Here is a 16,566-nt window from a genome sequence, read left to right as displayed (position 1 = left end):
ACAGTTTTCTATTCGATTATCGCGTGTTTCTTCTTGCCGAGGCTTATTTTTCCGCGGGTTACGAGCGCTGCGGCATCACTCACGGGCTCGCCATCGAGCCTGACCGCGCCTTCGGCAACTTTGCGCTTTGCTTCCCCGTTCGAGGCGACAAAGCCAAGCGCGTTGAGCGCAGAAGCGATAGTCATTCCTTCCTCGAGCGATAGCCGCGGCAGGTCCTCTCCGGCACCGCCGCCGACGAATGTCTGCGCGGCGGTCGCTTCGGCTGACTTCGCAGCTTCCTCTCCGCGCACGAGCCTGGTGACTTCGTTCGCCAGTACGATCTTGGCGGAATTGATCTCCGCACCCTCGAGGCCTTCGAGACGCGCGATCTCGTCCAGCGGCAAGTCCGTGAACAGCCGCAGGAACCGACCGACATCGCGGTCGTCCGCGTTGCGCCAGTATTGCCAGAAGTCGTAGGCCGGAAGCTGGTCTTCGTTGAGCCAGACTGCGCCAGCGGCGGTCTTGCCCATTTTCGCCCCGTCTGCCGTGGTGAGCAGCGGGGTTGTGAACCCGAACAGCTCGCGCCCTTCCATCCTGCGTGACAGTTCCAGCCCGTTGACGATGTTGCCCCATTGGTCGCTGCCGCCCATCTGCAGGCGGCAATCGTAACGACGAGCCAATTCGAGGAAGTCGTAGGCCTGCAGGATCATGTAGTTGAATTCGAGGAAGGTCAGCGGCTGTTCGCGATCTAGCCGTAATTTGACCGAATCGAACGTCAGCATCCGGTTGATCGTGAAATGCGGACCCACGTCACGCAGCAACTCAATATATCCGAGCGTGGAGAGCCACTCGTCGTTGTTGACCATGATCGCGTCGGTCGGTCCGTCTCCGAACGTCAGCAGGCGCTCGAACACCGTCCGGATACTGGCGATATTGTCGTCGATGTCCTGGCTGGTGAGCATCTTGCGGCTCTCGTCCTTGCCAGACGGATCGCCGACCTTCGTAGTGCCGCCGCCCATCACCACGATCGGCTTGTGACCTGTCTGCTGCAGGCGGCGCAGCATCATGATCTGGACCAGCGATCCGACATGGAGCGAAGGAGCGGTCGCGTCGAATCCGATATATCCCGGCATGATTTGGCGCGCGGCGAGGGCATCCAGCCCTTGCGCGTCGGTCATCTGGTGGACATAGCCACGTTCATCGAGCAGGCGAAGCAGATCGGATTTGTATTCGCTCATAGCGGGCGGGCGGTTAGCACGGGGGCGCGTTCATGCAAACGTATCAACTTCACCCGCATGCGGCTTTTCCGCCTGTGCAGGTAACGCGGGTGGAAGCACGGGTGATCGGCTTTGACGCCGATGTCCTGAGGATGCGGTGGCGGGTCGATGGAACCGGGGCGCTAGTAGTGCCTTCATATTCCGGGCGCGGCCGACAGGACGAACTGTGGCGGACGACCTGTTTCGAGTTGTTCCTCAAGCCCGATGGGGGCGAAGCCTATACCGAGATCAACCTGTCGCCTTCGGGTCGCTGGGCGGCATACGATTTTTCCGAATATCGCGACGGGATGGAAGATCGGCCGGGCTCTCGAGAACCCGAGACCGGGGTCCGCGAGGGTTCGACCTTTGCGATTGTCGACGCAGCGATTCCGCGAGACCTGCTCCCTTCCTTGCCCGGAGCGATGGGCATTTCGGCAATCCTCGAGGAAGAGGGCGGAGTGATGTCCTACTGGGCGATCGCACACCCCGAGGCGAAGCCCGATTTCCACGATCCGGCTTGCTTCGCCGCGGAGCTTGCGGCACCGCCAGCCCCATGAAATTCGGTATCGACCGGCTGATCGCCGACCCCGACTTGCGCAAACCACTCGAAGGACGGCGGGTCGGCCTGGTTGCGCATCCCGCTTCGGTCACTGCGGACCTGACGCATAGCCTCGATGCCTTGATCGCCGCCGGGATAAACGTAACCAGTGCGTTCGGCCCGCAGCACGGCCTCAAGGGCGACAAGCAGGACAATATGGTCGAAACCGGGGACGAGACCGATCCGGTTTTCGGCATACCGGTTTTCAGCCTTTACGGAGAAGTCCGGCGCCCCACCGGGCAGATGATGAGCACCGCCGACGTGTTCCTGTTCGACCTGCAAGACCTCGGTTGCCGGATCTACACATTCGTCACGACATTGCTCTACCTGCTCCAGGCCGCGGCCGAGCACGGCAAGGAAGTCTGGGTCCTCGATCGTCCCAATCCGGCGGGCAGGCCGGTCGAAGGCACATTGCTCCTCCCCGGTGAGGAGAGCTTCGTAGGCGCAGGGCCGATGCCGATGCGCCACGGGCTGACGATGGGCGAAATGGGCGAATGGTTCATCCGCGAATTCGATCTCGATGTCGAATATCGCGTGGTCGAGATGCACCACTGGTTACCGGAGGCTGGTCCGGGCTTTGGCTGGCCGGCGACCCGGGTGTGGATCAACCCGAGCCCCAACGCCGCCAACCTCAACATGGCGCGATGCTATGCCGGGACCGTGATGCTCGAAGGCACTACGCTGAGCGAAGGAAGGGGTACGACGCGCCCGCTCGAAGTGCTGTTTGGCGCTCCGGATATCGATGCGGTCGCGGTGCTGGCCGAAATGCGGCGCCTGTCCACCGATTGGCTGGAAGGTTGCGCGATCAGGCCCTGTTGGTTCGAACCGACGTTCCACAAGCACGAGAAGCAGCTGTGCAGCGCGCTGATGGTTCATGCCGAGCTCGAATTCTACAACCACACCGCTTTCCGCCCGTGGCGCCTGCAGGCGCTCGCGTTCAAGGCAATCCGGCGGCTCTATCCCGATTACCCGCTGTGGCGCGACTTCCCCTACGAGTACGAGTTCGACCGGCTCGCGATCGACGTCATCAATGGCGGGCCAAGCCTGCGCGAATGGGTCGATGACGACGGAGCCGAACCGTTCGACCTCGAAACAACGGCAGCCGCCGACGAGGCGCGCTGGCAGGAAAGCATCGCTCCGCTACTGATCTACTGAAGGTTGGCGGCGATCTCAGCATCGCCCCACAAATAGGACGTCATCGACAGCGAGCCGTCGATCGTGTCGTTGAAGATTCCGACACCGTCCTGTTCGTTGCTCGCCCCGAGAGGATACAGCAACGGAATGTAATGCTCGCCCGAGTTGATCGCCATTTGCGCCGCGTTGTCATCCTTGGCGTGGGAAGTGAGAGCGGCGACGTCACACCCTTTGATTGCGTTGTTTGTCCGCTGCTGAAACGCGACCGCCCAATCGGGGCGGGTCCCGGCCGTCTGCCGCCACATCATCAGGTTGTGGACGATATTGCCGCTACCGACGATCGCCACGCCTTCGTCGCGTAGCGGAGCAAGCTTGCGGCCAAGCGCGACATGCTCCTCGCCTGTCAAATCCATATCGACGCTCATCGCGACGACCGGAATATCGGCATCCGGGAACATCGGGAGCAGCACGCCCCAAACTCCATGATCAAATCCGTGGTCTTCATCGATCACAGCCCGTTCGCCGATCAAATCGGCCGCACGCGCCGCCAATTCAGTTGAACCCGGGGCAGGGTATTCGATCTCGTAGAGTTCCTGCGGAAATCCGCGAAAGTCGTGAACGGTTCGCGGAGCGGTTCCACCCGTCAGCCGCGTCTCACCATGTGTAGTCCAGTGCGCCGTCACGACAAGGACGGCATTGGGGCGAGGCATGCGCCTTCCAACCGCCTCCATACCCTCGCGCGCGGGGTTTTGCGTGATCATCGTCATCGGCGAGCCGTGGCCGACGAACAGTGCTGGTTGTTTCGTCATAATGCCAAGGTGGGCCAGGGCGAGCGAACCGCCAAGAGGGCACATTCATGTAACCGATTCCGGCATGACGCCCGCGACAAGGCTTGACGCTGGCAGTGCTCTCGCCGAACCTGCCACACGAGACGGCGCACCAATGCCGCAAGGGAGAGGACATTCATGGCAAGCGCACCGGCGGGAACCGCCCGGAGCGGCGGGGTCACGGCGATGCTGTCGATCCTGCTGATCGTCTACATTTTCAATTTCATCGATCGGCAGATCGTCAATATCCTGGCCGAACCGATCGCGCTCGAGCTGCATCTCAGCGACACGCAGATCGGGCTGATGACCGGCATTGCCTTCGCGCTGTTCTACACCGTGCTCGGGCTGCCGATCGCGCGATATGCCGATCGGCCCAGCACAAGCCGTCCGCGCCTGATCTCGGCGGCGCTGGCGATCTGGTCGATGATGACTGCGCTGAGCGGGCTTGCACAGAACTTCGCGCACCTCTTGCTCGCCCGGATCGGGGTCGGCGTCGGCGAAGCTGGTTGTACGCCTGCAGCACACTCCCTGATCAGCGACAGTGTACCCAAGGAAAAGCGCGCGTCCGCTCTTGCGTTTTACGCGCTCGGAATCCCGATCGGTACGGTCCTGGGGATGATGATCGGCGGCGTTCTCGCCGATACCATCGGCTGGCGGCATGCGTTCATGATCGTCGGGCTGCCGGGCGTACTGCTGGCGGGGGTCGTGCTGATTATGCTGAAGGATCCGCGGCGAACCGGAGCTCTGCCGAGCGCATTGACCGCACCGAAGCAACTCGGAAACAGCGAAACGCTCAAAGCAATTTTCGGGTCGCGCGCTCTGATGCTCGTCATGGCAGCAGGCTCGGCGGCCGCATTTCTCGGTTATGGCAAGGTTACCTGGGCGACGATTTTTTTCCAGCGAACTCACGGCCTGACCCCTGGCGAGACCGGGTTCTATTTCGGGCTGGTCAACGGGATTGCCGGTATCCTCGGCACCATTATCGGCGGACGAATTGCCGATCGTTTCGGCAAGACCGACCGGCGCCACGTGTTGACCGCCCCTGCCATAGGCATGGTGATCGCGGCTCCGACGGCCTTCCTCGGCTATTGGGTTGCGGACTGGCGTCTGGCGCTTTTCGTGCTTTTCGTACCGACATTGCTCAACTCGCTGTATTACGGGCCGACCTATTCATGCGTTCAGGGGCTAGTAAAGCCGGAGGCGCGCGCAATGGCCGCGGCTGTCCTGCTGTTCTTCCAGAACCTGATCGGGCTGGGGCTGGGGCCGCTTTTGTTCGGTATTCTCTCGGACGCAATCAAACCCAGTTTCGGCGAGAACAGCGTCCAGTGGGTGCTCTACATCGCCAGCTTCATGAGCCTGATCCCCGCGTTCTTTTTCTGGCGCGCAAGCCTCAGGCTGAACGACGAACTGGATAAGCAGTGACGGAACGTCAGCTCACGCTCCGTGCTTGCGGCTCAGTTCGCGCATTGCATCGTCCAATCCGCCTAGCGTGAGCGGATACATCCGGTCGTCGACCAACTGGCGTAGCACCTTGGTCGACTGCGAATAGCCCCACTGGTTCTCGGGCACCGGGTTGAGCCACACCGTCGCCGGATAGGTGTTGGTCACGCGGTGCATCCACACTGCACCGGCTTCCTCGTTCATGTGCTCAACGCTGCCGCCGGGATGGGTGATTTCGTATGGGCTCATTGCCGCATCGCCGACGAACACCACCTTGTAGTCATGGCCGTACTTGTGGAGGATGTCCCAGGTCTTGGTCCGCTCGGCCCATCGGCGGCGGTTATCCTTCCACACCCCTTCGTAGAGGCAGTTGTGGAAGTAGAAGAATTCGAGGTTCTTGAACTCGCTTGTGGCGGCGCTGAACAGCTCCTCGGTCACCTTGATGAACGGATCCATCGACCCACCGACATCGAGGAACAGTAGCAGCTTGACTGCATTGTGCCGCTCGGGCCGCATATGGATGTCGAGCCAGCCCTGCTTGGCGGTGCCTTCGATCGTAGCGTCGAGATCGAGCTCGTCTGCAGAGCCCTCGCGCGCAAATCGCCGCAACCGGCGCAGTGCGACCTTGATGTTGCGCGTGCCCAGTTCGCGGGTGTTGTCGAGGTTCTTGAACTCGCGCTTTTCCCACACCTTGACCGCGCGCTTGTGCTTGCTTTCTCCCCCGATCCGCACGCCTTCGGGATTGTATCCCGAGTTGCCGAACGGCGAAGTGCCGCCGGTGCCGATCCACTTGTTGCCACCCTGGTGGCGCTTTTCCTGTTCCTCGAGGCGCTTCTTGAGCGTGTCCATAAGCTCGTCCCACGAGCCCATCTTCTCGATCTCGGCCATTTCCTCTGGCGTGAGGAACTTCTCGGCCACCGCCTTGAGCCAGTCCTCGGGAATATCGACCGGGTTTTGGCCGTAATCGGTCATTATCCCTTTGAAGACCTTCTGGAACACCTGGTCGAACCGGTCGATCAGCCCTTCGTCCTTCACGAAAGTCGCGCGCGCGAGGTAATAGAATGCCTCAGGCGTCTGCTCGATCACATCGCGGTCGAGCGCCTCCAGCAGCGTGAGGTGCTCCTTGAAGCTGGCCTTGATCCCTGCTGCGCGCAGTTCGTCTACGAAGTTCAGAAACATTTGGGTCTCTTAGTGCTACTTATCACCGAGCGCCAGTGCCGTCGGAGGGTTCGCGCACCTTTGCTACCCAGCTGACCAGGACGAAGCTGATGTACATCAGCAGGTACCACGCGCCGAGCTTGGCCGGAGGGACGAACGCCCAGACGTGCAGTTGGTTGGGATAGGCCCACGCGCGGGCGAACGTGCCCAGGTTCTCCGCAAACCAGATGAACAGGGCCACGAGCAGCCATCCAACGAGCAACGGCATCCAGCGCGGTTGCCTCCACACGCTGAACCACACCCGGGTGCGGGCAAACAGCACGAACATCGCCGCAAACAGGCCGAGGCGAATGTCGGGCAGCCAGTGGTGTGCGAAGAAGTTGATGTAGATCGCGACGCCAAGGATCCACGTCGTCCAGAGCGGCGGGTAGTGGGAGAAGCGAAAATCGAAAATCCGCCAGACGCGGGCAATATAGCTGCCAACAGCTGCGTACATGAACCCGGAGAACAGCGGTACGCCGCCGATCCTGAGCAGGCTTGGTTCGGGATATATCCATGAACCGTGCGCCGTCTTGAACAGCTCCATGACCGTGCCGACGATGTGAAACGCGAGAATGACCTTGGCCTCGCTCCAGGTTTCGAGCCGAAACCCCAGCATCCCGACCTGAATTGCCAACGCGGATAACGTGAGAAAGTCATAACGTGCGATTGGCGCGTCGGTGGGGTAGAACAAGTGGGTTCCAACCAGGAGCGCCAGCATCAAGGCCCCGAACAGGCACGCCCAGCCTTGCTTGAACACGAACAATGCAAATTCGTAAGCCCATGCGTGCCACCCGGGGAGCGGCTCAAACTGCTCGAGCCGCTGGCGGACGACGGCAAAACGCGTTTCGGCAGGCAATTTCCCGGAGGGCGTTGTCATCGTCTGCTTAAACCTTTGCTAACCATGGTTGGTCTACTGCGGAAGCCGAATTGAATTCAGGGGGCCCGAAGTAGTCAATGGAGCACAAGGCAATCGAAGTCGCCGATGCAACTGCAATCGACCGCATTTCCGGTCATTGCGGCGAAGTTACGGTCGGCTGCACCGATGCCGCGGGAATCGTCGAATCGGTCATCCGTTCGAGCGAGAGCCTGCGTGCCGAACATTCCGCACTGCAGGAAACCGTTGCCGCGCTTGAAGCCGACCAAACCAAGGTTTCCGAAGCGAGCGATGAAGCAAGGCTGCTGTCCGAACGGGCGATCGAGCGCCTGAGCGAAGGCAATACGCTCATCCAGTCCTCGCTTGGCCGCATTTCCGAGCTGCTCGACCTCGTCGGCACGCTCACCACGCACGTGACCGGGTTTGCCGCTGCGATGGACCAGGTTCGCCGCAGCGCGCTCGAAATCGACCAGATCGCCGAGACGACCAACATCCTCGCGCTCAACGCCACGATCGAAGCGATGCGCGCCGGCGAACAAGGCCGCGCATTTGCGGTTGTCGCCAGCGAAGTGAAAAGCCTCGCGAACGACACGCGCCGGGCCACGGAAGAAATTGGCCGGACGATCGACACGCTCGGCAAGGAAGCCGACGAAGTCGTCCTGCGGATCGAGAGCGGCGCCGCCGCCAGCGACGAAGCCAAGCGTTCGGTTAGCCAGATCGAGAATACGCTATCGAGCGTCAACGAGCTGATCGTCGAGGTCGATGGCCAGAACGACCAGATCACGAAGGCAACTTCGACAATCAGCGGCCATGTCCACAAGGTCCAGGATGTTCTCGGCGCGTTCGACCGCGCGGCCATCGAGAACGAAAGCCGCCTGTCGAATGCGCACCAGCGCATCGAAGCGCTCGAGCTGACCGCCAGCGAAATGTTCGACGCGATCGTCAAGGCGGGCCTTTCGCCGGCCGACAGCATGATGGTCGAAAAGGCGCGCGAAGTGGCCGCCGAAATCGCCGGCAACGCCGAAACGGCTATTGCCAACGGAACGCTCTCGCTCGCGCAGATGTTCGATAAGGACTATCGCGAAGTCGAAGGCAGCAACCCCAAGCGTTTTCGCACGGGGCTCAGCGACTGGGCCGACAGCAACTGGCGCCCGGTTCTCGACCGCGTGGTGGGCGAGGGCGCGCCAATCAAGATGTGCTCGCAGGCCGACATGAACGGGTTCCTGCCGACCCACACCTCAGATCGCTCGCGTCAACCGACCGGCAATCTCGAACACGACACCAAGTATTGCCGTAATGGCCGCATCCTGTTCGACCCGATCGACACCAAGGCCAAGGCCAGCACTGCGCCTTACATGATGGCGGTTTATCGCCAGGAAGGCGACGGCAAGACCTACGAAATCGTGCGCAACGTCTATGTGCCGCTGATCATCGGCGGTAAGCGCTGGGGCGATTTCGAGCTGGCTTACGTGCTCTAAACATTTGAGAACACGGGCTCGGACCAAACCTTGATCGGCGGTTAACTATAACCTAACGCTCCTCCGTTGCAGCAAGCGGAGAGGTGGGTGCCCAGGTTCGCGGTATGGTTGGTTGGTCCGCTGCTTTGGCTGCTCGTGGCAAGCATGTCGTTCGCCAACGCCGTCCCGCCAGCAGCAACGATCGACCAGGAAGCGACCCTGGTCATGCAAGCCGCATCGCCCGAGCCGCCGCCACCTCCGCCTCCGGTTCTGGTAAGCGACATCGCATCGAACGGCGTGCTGCTCGTGATCAGCAAGCCGAACCAGCGGATGTACGTTTTCCGGGACGGCAAGTTCTGGGGCAGTAGCCGCGTATCGACAGGGAGGCGCGGCAAGGCGACCCCTTCAGGCGTGTTCGCCATCCTCCAGAAGAACCGATTCCACCGCTCTAACATCTACAGCAACGCGCCGATGCCGTGGATGCAACGCCTGACCTGGTCGGGGATCGCGATCCATGCGGGTCACGTGCCGCGTTATCCCGCATCGCATGGCTGCATCCGGCTGCCGACGGCATTTGCGCGATCGCTCTACCGCTTGACCGAATTCTCCACGACTGCAGTGATCGTGACGAGCCGCCCGATCGCGGGCAAGCGCGCCGCACTTCGGCTGGCAAGCGTTAGCGATGCAAAGGTTCCGATGCGTGCGCAGTTTCGCGCAGAGCGCGCCATCCGGCTCGCGCAGACGACTGCCACACCTATTCAAACGCGTGCCGCGCCAATGCCTGCCCCGCCTACCAATCCAACCGGTGAAACGATCCAGCTAGCGGCAATGTCTTCTCGCGGCGAGGCAGCGGCGCATTGGGCTCATCTCCTCCGCCTAAGGCCGGAGCTGGCACAGATGCAGCAAGCGATCGTGCCCGCGATCGTCAACTTACGGCGATACTACCGGCTACGCGCCACTTCGCCCGATGCGGTTGCCATCTGCAGCAACCTCAAGCGCGACGGAATCGACTGCTTCGCTGTGAGCTGACTTACGCGCCCGGGTTGCGCCGGGCCATGAACGCGAGGCGTTCGAACAGCATAACGTCCTGTTCGTTCTTCAGCAGCGCGCCATGCATCGGCGGGATTGCCCTGGTCGGATCGCGATCCTGCAAAACCTCGAGCGGCATGTCTTCGTTGAGCAGCAGTTTGAGCCAGTCGAGCAGTTCGCTGGTCGAAGGTTTCTTCTTCAGGCCTGGCACTTCGCGGATCTCGTAGAAGACTTCCATCGCCTTGGTGACGAGCGCCTTCTGGATGCCCGGATAGTGGACCTCGATAATCTCGCGCATCGTGTCGTGATCGGGGAACTTGATGTAGTGGAAGAAGCACCGGCGCAGGAACGCGTCGGGCAATTCCTTTTCGTTGTTCGAAGTGATTACGACAATCGGTCGTTCCTTCGCCTCGATGGTTTCCTGAGTTTCGTAGACATCGAACTTCATCCGGTCGAGCTCGTGCAGCAAGTCGTTCGGGAATTCGATATCGGCCTTGTCGATCTCGTCGATCAACAACACCGGCAGCCGCTCGCTGGTGAACGCATCCCACAGCTTGCCGCGCTTGATGTAATTGCGGATGTCATGGACGCGCTCTTCGCCGAGCTGGCCATCGCGCAAGCGGGCGACTGCGTCGTATTCGTAGAGCCCTTGGTGCGCCTTGGTGGTGGACTTGATGTTCCATTCGATCAGCGGGGCGTCGATCGCCTTGGCGATTTCCTGCGCCAGCACGGTCTTGCCGGTACCCGGCTCGCCCTTGACCAGCAGCGGCCGACGCAGCGTGACCGCTGCATTGACCGCGACCTTCAAGTCATCGGTGGCGATGTAGTCGTTGGTACCTTCGAAACGCTGGACCATTGGGTCTCCCTTCGCAACTTTACGTATGCGTTAAGCGGGGTGGCGGGCGAGGGCAAGGGGGAACGCGACAGCCGATATTTTTGAGAGGGCGCGAGGTCGCGATTTCGCCGGGCGCAGCGCGCGTGTAGCGTGACTTGCACGAAACGATCGACCGGAGTCGCCCATGCCGACCGAAAGCCTGCACTTCCCCGCTCGAGACGGCCACCAGCTCGCCGCATCGCTCGAACGGCCGACGGGGTTTACTCGCGGTGCGGCAGTCTTCGCGCATTGCTTCACTTGCACCCGGCAGAGCAAGGCGGCGATTGCTGTCAGCCGCGCGTTGGCAGCGCAGGGCATCGCTTGCCTAAGGTTCGATTTTTCGGGCCTGGGGGACAGCGAAGGCGATTTCGGGGCAGATAGCTTCCCGGCGGACGTTAGCGACGTGCAGGCTGCTCTGGCCTTTATGGTCGGACGGCATGGACCGGGCGTGCTGCTGGTCGGTCATAGCCTCGGCGGGGCGGCGGTGCTGGGCGCTGCAAAGGGCAATGCGGACGTAGCAGCTGTCGCCACGATCGGGGCGCCTGCCACTGTCGAACACGTGCTGCGCCAGGTCTCGGGCGATCTCCAGGCTATCGAGGAGAGTGGATCGGGCGAAGTCACGATTGCAGGCCGCCCATTCACGATCTCGGCCAAGTTCATCGAAAACCTGCGCGGTGTGGACTTGACCGGCAACGTCCACGCGATGCGATTGCCGATAATGATCATGCATTCGCCGACCGACGAACTGGTCGGGATCGAGAATGCCGCTCGGCTCTACGATGCGGCCTTTCATCCCAAGAGCTTCATCAGCCTCGCCGGAGCGGATCACTTGCTGCTCAAGCAACGCGACGCAGACTTTGTTGCGACGATGATCGCCGCATGGGCCGACCGTTACTTGCCGATGGAGCCTGCCGAACCGGCACCCGAGGAAGGCGTTCTGGTGCGCACCGGCTGCGGAAAGTTCGGCACCGAAGTGATCACGGCGAGCCACCACCTGATAGCCGACGAACCCAAGTCGGTCGGGGGCGACGACACCGGACCGTCGCCCTACGATCTGCTGCTGGCTTCGCTCGGCACCTGCACCTCGATGACGCTCAAGCTTTACGCCGAGCGGGCCGGGATCGATCTCGACAGTGTGGTCGTGCACCTGACGCACCAGCGCAATTACCACGAGGACTGCGCCGACTGCGAAACCGGAGTGAGCATCCAGGCGCTGCACCGGGCGATCGAACTTCGCGGCAACCTGACCGCTGAGGAACAGTCCGACCTCATGGACGTGGCGGACCGCTGCCCGGTGCACAAGACGCTGACCGGCAACCTGCGGATTACGACCCGCCAGATCGAGGGTTAATCGTCGAGGATGCGCCGCCTGATCGCATGGAAGGCCATCGCAATCGTCACGATCAGGATCGGCACCGCAGCGGCCTTGATCAGCCCGGGAGAGGACACATGAGTTACTTCCTCCAGTCCCCCAAGCAGGTACCCAAGCAGCCCGACACCGTAATACGTCAGTGCGAAGATCGACAGGCCCTCGACCAACTGCTGCAAGCGCATCTGCCGCTGGCCAGTCTGGTTCATCGATTCGAGCAGTCGGGCATTCTGGTTTTCGATCCGCGTTTCCACCCGTGCGCGTAGCAACGCGGTGAGATCGCGCGCACGGTCCGATAGCTGCGCCAACCGGTTGCGATGCGCCTCGCACGTGCGAACCCCGGGTTGCAAGCGGCGCTGGGTAAACTCGGCAATCGACTGGAATCCGGCGATCGGCACTGGGCCCAGTTCGTCAAGCCGTTCGCTGACCAGCTGGGCGTAGGCGCGCGTAGCGTCGAGCCGATAACCAATGGCGTTCGAGAGATTGGCGATGTCGAGCGACAACGCGGCGACATACTCTAGCAGCGCGTCGTCCTTCATTGCCGGATCGGAAACGTTGGCCGCAAACCGGCGTAGCTCGCGCTCGACGATATCGAGACGCGGCCACTGATCGCGGGTCGGCGGCAGCCCCAGCAGCGCCATATTGCGATAATTGCCCAGTTCCTGCAGCTGCTGGATCGTACGGCCCAGCGCAGGCGGAGGACACCCGTTCGCCGCTACCACGATCCCGCCATAGCCGTGCGCATGGATGCGAAAGTCGGACCAGAAGCGGACCCCGGGGCCGACATGGCTGCTGACCACTTCCAGCGGGACAAAGCCCATCTTTGCGATGGATTCGGTAGCGGCTCCCTCATCCTCGGCGACGACAATGCGGGTGGCGCGGATGACCTTGCCGGGCAGACTTTCGATTTCGCAGAGGGCATTGGAGATTTGTTCATCGTCATTGTCGGGAGCCGCAAACAGGGTAATGGTCGAACCTTCTGTGTGCCGTTCCCAGTCCGCGCGAAGGCCGGTTGCAAGCACGCCGGAGAGGTGGCGCTGATCCTGTCTGAGCGCATCGCCCGGTTGATCGAACAGTTGTTCGACCACCTCGCGTTCCTGCTCGCGTTCGCTTTCGGAGACGATGCGAACGATCTGGTAGATCGTCGCAGGCGCGACGACTTCCGGCCAGCGCCGAAGGTGCATTTCCCCGACGATCTGTCGCCTCAGTTCATGTTCGCGCAGAGCCATCGTGCCGTTCCCCTCAGAACCGGAAGGAATATTAGCACTTTCTCATATAAAGGTCGACAACCGAGGTTGCGGGCAATCCTTACGCGTCGATCATGTCGCGATCGAATTCGCCGGCATTGTTCTGGATGAAGTTGAACCGGTGCTCCGGATTGCGGCCCATAAGCTGGTCGACCAGCTCCTTGACCGCATGGCGTTGCTCGTGCTCGGCCGGAAGGGTGATCCGGATCAGGCTGCGCGTTTCCGGGTTCATCGTCGTCTCGCGCAATTGTTGGGGGTTCATCTCGCCAAGGCCCTTAAACCGGCTGACTTCGACCTTCTTGCCCTTGAATTGCCCATCCTCAAGCTCCGCCCGGTGCGCGTCGTCGCGGGCATAGGCGCTCTCCTTTCCAGCGGTCAGCTTGTAGAGCGGCGGCTGCGCGAGGTAGAGATAGCCCCCGCGCACAATCGCTGGCATCTCCTGGAAGAAAAACGTCATCAACAGCGTCGCGATGTGCGCGCCATCGACATCCGCGTCGGTCATGATGATGATCCGGTCGTAGCGCAGGTTTTCCGGATCGCAATCCTTACGCGTCCCGCACCCGAGCGCGAGAATCAGGTCGGCGATTTCGCTGTTGGCGCGGATCTTGTCGGCGCTGGCGCTGGCGACGTTGAGGATCTTCCCGCGGATCGGCAGGATCGCCTGGGTCTTGCGGTTGCGCGCCTGCTTGGCGCTGCCACCCGCGCTGTCGCCTTCGACGATGAACAGCTCGGTATCGCCGTCGCCTTCGCCTGAGCAATCGGTGAGCTTACCGGGGAGGCGGAGTTTCTTGGCATTGGTCGCGGTCTTGCGTTTGACTTCGCGTTCGGCCTTGCGCTTCAGGCGCTCGTCCATTCGTTCCATGACCTGGCCGAGCAGTGCACGCCCGCGCTCCATGTTGTCGGTCAGGAAGTGGTCGAAGTGGTCGCGCACGGCGTTCTCGACGTAGCGCGCGGCTTCGGGCGAGGTCAGGCGGTCCTTGGTCTGGCTCTGGAACTGCGGGTCGCGGATGAACACGCTGAGCATCACCTCGGCCCCGGTCATCACATCATCGGCAGCGATGTCTTTCGCCTTTTTCGTGCCGTTCAGCTCCCCGAAGGCACGCAGGCCCTTGGTCAGTGCCGCGCGAACGCCTTGTTCATGCGTGCCGCCATCGGGCGTCGGAACCGTGTTGCAGTACCAGCTCGTCGAGCCATCGGACCATAGCGGCCACGCGATCGCCCATTCTACCCGCCCTTGATCGTCCGGGAATTCCTGGTTGCCGGTGAAGGGCTGGCTGGTCACGCATTCGCGTTCACCGATCTGCTCTGCCAGATGATCCGCAAGGCCTCCCGGAAACTTGAACACAGCTTCTGCCGGGACCTCCTCGCCGGCAAGGCTTTCAGCGCATCTCCAGCGAATCTCGACCCCGGCGAACAGATAGGCCTTCGACCGGGCAAGCTTGAAAAGCCGCTTGGGACTGAACTGCCGGTCGCCAAAAATCTCGGTGTCGGGAACAAAGCTGACCGTCGTTCCGCGCCGGTTAGGTGTCGGCCCAAGCTCCTGCAGCGGCCCGAGTGTCTGTCCGCGCGAGAATTCCTGCGCATAGAGCTGCCGGTCGCGGGCGACTTCCACCCGCGTGCTGCTTGACAGTGCGTTGACCACCGACACGCCCACACCGTGCAGGCCGCCGCTGGTGGCATAGGCCTTGCCGGAAAACTTGCCTCCCGAATGCAGCGTTCCGAGGATCACTTCGAGAGTCGACTTGCCCGGAAACTTCGGATGTTCGTCCACCGGCATCCCGCGCCCGTTGTCCGCTATCGAGATGCGGTTGCCTTCTTCCAGCACGACCTCGATCCGTGTCGCGTGCCCAGCGACGGCTTCGTCCATCGAGTTATCGAGCACTTCGGCAGCGAGGTGATGGAGCGCGCGGTCGTCGGTCCCGCCGATATACATTCCCGGCCGGCGACGCACCGGCTCGAGCCCTTCGAGCACCTCGATCGAGGACGAATCGTAATCACCGCTGGAGGCGGGCGTATCGGCAAACAGGTCTTCGGACATCGCCTCGGCTATAGGCTTGGGATTCGCGCGCCTTCAAGCCGTGCACGAAGTTATCGTCAGCCGCCGAACTTTCTCGGCGCAGGCGAGACGATCACGACTTTGCCATCCTGCACCTGGCGCACTTCCATCGCGCGTTCCGCGACATTGCTGCTGTTGAACCGGAACGCCCCGTCGAGCCCCAGGAAACCGTCCGGGCTGCGCAGGTTCGAGGTGGGAAACTTGCGCCCCGGCTTCCAGTCGCGCGCGATCCGCAGGGTCAGCAGCACAGCGTCGTAGCCGATCGTCGAAATGCGATAAGGTTGCGAACCGAAGCGGCTGGCGTAGCTGTCGCTGAAGCGCTTGAACCTGCTGTCGGAAACCGCCGAAAACAGCGCCCCTCGCAAGGCGGAAACCTGGGTAACGCCCGCATCGCCGCTCCACAGCTCGGTGCCGAGGAGCTGGGTCGTCCCGGTACCACGCGGGCGGAAAACCCCGGCAGCCTGCGCCGCAAGGCGTGGTCCATCGGCGATCAGTACAGTATCGAAGCCGCCGCGTGTTTGCAGCCGCGTCGCGGCGCTGACGATCGAGGTATTGCCACGCGTATAGGTTTCGATCCCGGCAAGCGTGCCGCCATCGGCAATCACGGCCTTGCGGAAAGCGGCCGCCGCTCGGTCTCCATAGTCACCATCGGGCACGATCGCGGCAAATCGCACCGATCCATGCTTGCTGGCGTAGGCAACGGTGCGGTCGATCGATTGCTCCGGGGCGATGCCCATCACGAACACATCGGGGCTAGCGACCGCGCTATCGTTCGAAAAGGTGATCAGTGGGACATCCGCCCGCCGCGCCTGCGCCTGCACTGCTGCAACGTTGTCAGCCAGCAGCGGGCCGAGGATGAGCCCGTTGCCGTCGGCAATCGCCTTCGCTGCCGCACTGCCGGCATTGGTCGAAGTGTCGTAAGTCGTGATACGCAAGTTCGACGCGTTGGTGTCGAGGAGCGCCATATTGGTCGCATTGGCGATCGACTGGCCAACCGCCGCATTGGTACCGGTCGTGGGAACCAGCAGGGCGATACGGTGACGCGAATCGTCGGTCGGCAGTGTGGTCGCACTCGGTTCCGGGGTCGGTTGAGCGACCGGGCCCGTTTCGACCCCTCCGTTGGGAATGATCTTGCACCCGGCCAGCAGCAAGGCCGTGCTTGCCACCACCAGCTTGCGCCGATCGAGTTTCCATCCGTTCATGCTTGCCGCTCCCCGCGTATCTGG

General features: G+C 62.0%; 14 protein-coding genes. 6 read left to right on the top strand and 8 right to left on the bottom strand.

Annotation, left to right across the window (positions count from 1 at the left end; translation table 11 throughout):
* Nucleotides 1-8 precede the first annotated feature (8 nt).
* Nucleotides 9-1,217, bottom strand: coding sequence for a tyrosine--tRNA ligase (gene tyrS / locus CJO11_RS01705; protein WP_095011159.1), 1,209 nt, complete (start codon nucleotides 1,215-1,217; stop codon nucleotides 9-11).
* A 101-nt stretch (nucleotides 1,218-1,318) separates the two neighbouring features.
* On the opposite strand from tyrS, the gene CJO11_RS01700 reads away from it, so the two are divergent.
* Nucleotides 1,319-1,792: a DOMON-like domain-containing protein gene (locus tag CJO11_RS01700; RefSeq protein WP_338064649.1), complete on the top strand. Its 474-nt coding sequence runs from the start codon at nucleotides 1,319-1,321 to the stop codon at nucleotides 1,790-1,792.
* Nucleotides 1,789-2,988, top strand: coding sequence for an exo-beta-N-acetylmuramidase NamZ family protein (locus CJO11_RS01695; protein ID WP_095011157.1), 1,200 nt, complete (start codon nucleotides 1,789-1,791; stop codon nucleotides 2,986-2,988). The genes CJO11_RS01700 and CJO11_RS01695 overlap by 4 nt, the downstream gene beginning before the upstream one ends.
* Here CJO11_RS01695 and ygiD read toward each other — a convergent pair.
* Nucleotides 2,982-3,821 (bottom strand): 4,5-DOPA-extradiol-dioxygenase, encoded by an 840-nt coding sequence (gene ygiD, locus CJO11_RS01690; protein ID WP_095011156.1) that lies wholly within the window; start codon nucleotides 3,819-3,821, stop codon nucleotides 2,982-2,984. The genes CJO11_RS01695 and ygiD overlap by 7 nt on opposite strands.
* A 111-nt stretch (nucleotides 3,822-3,932) precedes the next feature.
* On the opposite strand from ygiD, the gene CJO11_RS01685 reads away from it, so the two are divergent.
* Nucleotides 3,933-5,216, top strand: a complete 1,284-nt coding sequence (locus tag CJO11_RS01685) for a spinster family MFS transporter (protein ID WP_240504519.1) — start codon at nucleotides 3,933-3,935, stop codon at nucleotides 5,214-5,216.
* Between the two features lie 12 nt (nucleotides 5,217-5,228).
* On the opposite strand, the gene CJO11_RS01680 is transcribed toward CJO11_RS01685, so the two are convergent.
* Nucleotides 5,229-6,413 carry a vWA domain-containing protein gene (locus CJO11_RS01680; RefSeq protein ID WP_095011155.1) on the bottom strand — a complete coding sequence of 395 codons (1,185 nt, stop codon included), beginning with the start codon at nucleotides 6,411-6,413 and terminating at the stop codon, nucleotides 5,229-5,231.
* A gap of 22 nt (nucleotides 6,414-6,435) precedes the next feature.
* Nucleotides 6,436-7,311 (bottom strand): DUF817 domain-containing protein, encoded by an 876-nt coding sequence (locus tag CJO11_RS01675; protein ID WP_095011154.1) that lies wholly within the window; start codon nucleotides 7,309-7,311, stop codon nucleotides 6,436-6,438.
* A 77-nt stretch (nucleotides 7,312-7,388) separates the two neighbouring features.
* On the opposite strand from CJO11_RS01675, the gene CJO11_RS01670 reads away from it, so the two are divergent.
* Complete coding sequence (locus CJO11_RS01670) at nucleotides 7,389-8,786, top strand: methyl-accepting chemotaxis protein (protein WP_095011153.1); 1,398 nt, start codon at nucleotides 7,389-7,391, stop codon at nucleotides 8,784-8,786.
* 144 nt (nucleotides 8,787-8,930) lie between these two features.
* Nucleotides 8,931-9,794: a L,D-transpeptidase family protein gene (locus tag CJO11_RS01665; protein WP_095013149.1), complete on the top strand. Its 864-nt coding sequence runs from the start codon at nucleotides 8,931-8,933 to the stop codon at nucleotides 9,792-9,794.
* A gap of 1 nt (nucleotide 9,795) precedes the next feature.
* Here CJO11_RS01665 and CJO11_RS01660 read toward each other — a convergent pair whose 3' ends face one another.
* Complete coding sequence (locus CJO11_RS01660) at nucleotides 9,796-10,650, bottom strand: AAA family ATPase (protein ID WP_095011152.1); 855 nt, start codon at nucleotides 10,648-10,650, stop codon at nucleotides 9,796-9,798.
* Between the two features lie 163 nt (nucleotides 10,651-10,813).
* On the opposite strand from CJO11_RS01660, the gene CJO11_RS01655 reads away from it, so the two are divergent.
* Nucleotides 10,814-12,019, top strand: coding sequence for a bifunctional alpha/beta hydrolase/OsmC family protein (locus CJO11_RS01655; protein ID WP_095011151.1), 1,206 nt, complete (start codon nucleotides 10,814-10,816; stop codon nucleotides 12,017-12,019).
* Here CJO11_RS01655 and CJO11_RS01650 read toward each other — a convergent pair.
* The 3 genes from CJO11_RS01650 to CJO11_RS01640 all read right to left on the bottom strand — a co-directional run bounded on the left by CJO11_RS01650 (nucleotide 12,016) and on the right by CJO11_RS01640 (nucleotide 16,542).
* Nucleotides 12,016-13,266: a DUF3422 domain-containing protein gene (locus CJO11_RS01650; RefSeq protein WP_095011150.1), complete on the bottom strand. Its 1,251-nt coding sequence runs from the start codon at nucleotides 13,264-13,266 to the stop codon at nucleotides 12,016-12,018. The genes CJO11_RS01655 and CJO11_RS01650 overlap by 4 nt on opposite strands.
* 79 nt (nucleotides 13,267-13,345) lie before the next feature.
* The gene (gene parE / locus CJO11_RS01645) at nucleotides 13,346-15,322 is read right to left on the bottom strand and encodes a DNA topoisomerase IV subunit B (RefSeq protein ID WP_095011149.1); all 1,977 of its coding nucleotides are present in this window, start codon (nucleotides 15,320-15,322) and stop codon (nucleotides 13,346-13,348) included.
* A gap of 56 nt (nucleotides 15,323-15,378) precedes the next feature.
* Nucleotides 15,379-16,542, bottom strand: a complete 1,164-nt coding sequence (locus tag CJO11_RS01640) for a penicillin-binding protein activator (RefSeq protein ID WP_095011148.1) — start codon at nucleotides 16,540-16,542, stop codon at nucleotides 15,379-15,381.
* Between the last annotated feature and the right edge of the window lie 24 nt (nucleotides 16,543-16,566).

It is taken from the genome of Tsuneonella mangrovi (genome assembly GCF_002269345.1).
Classification (GTDB): Bacteria; Pseudomonadota; Alphaproteobacteria; order Sphingomonadales; family Sphingomonadaceae; genus Tsuneonella; species Tsuneonella mangrovi.
The sequence above is the reverse complement of the archived record's forward strand: the minus strand, read 5'-3'. Positions and strand labels throughout refer to the sequence as shown.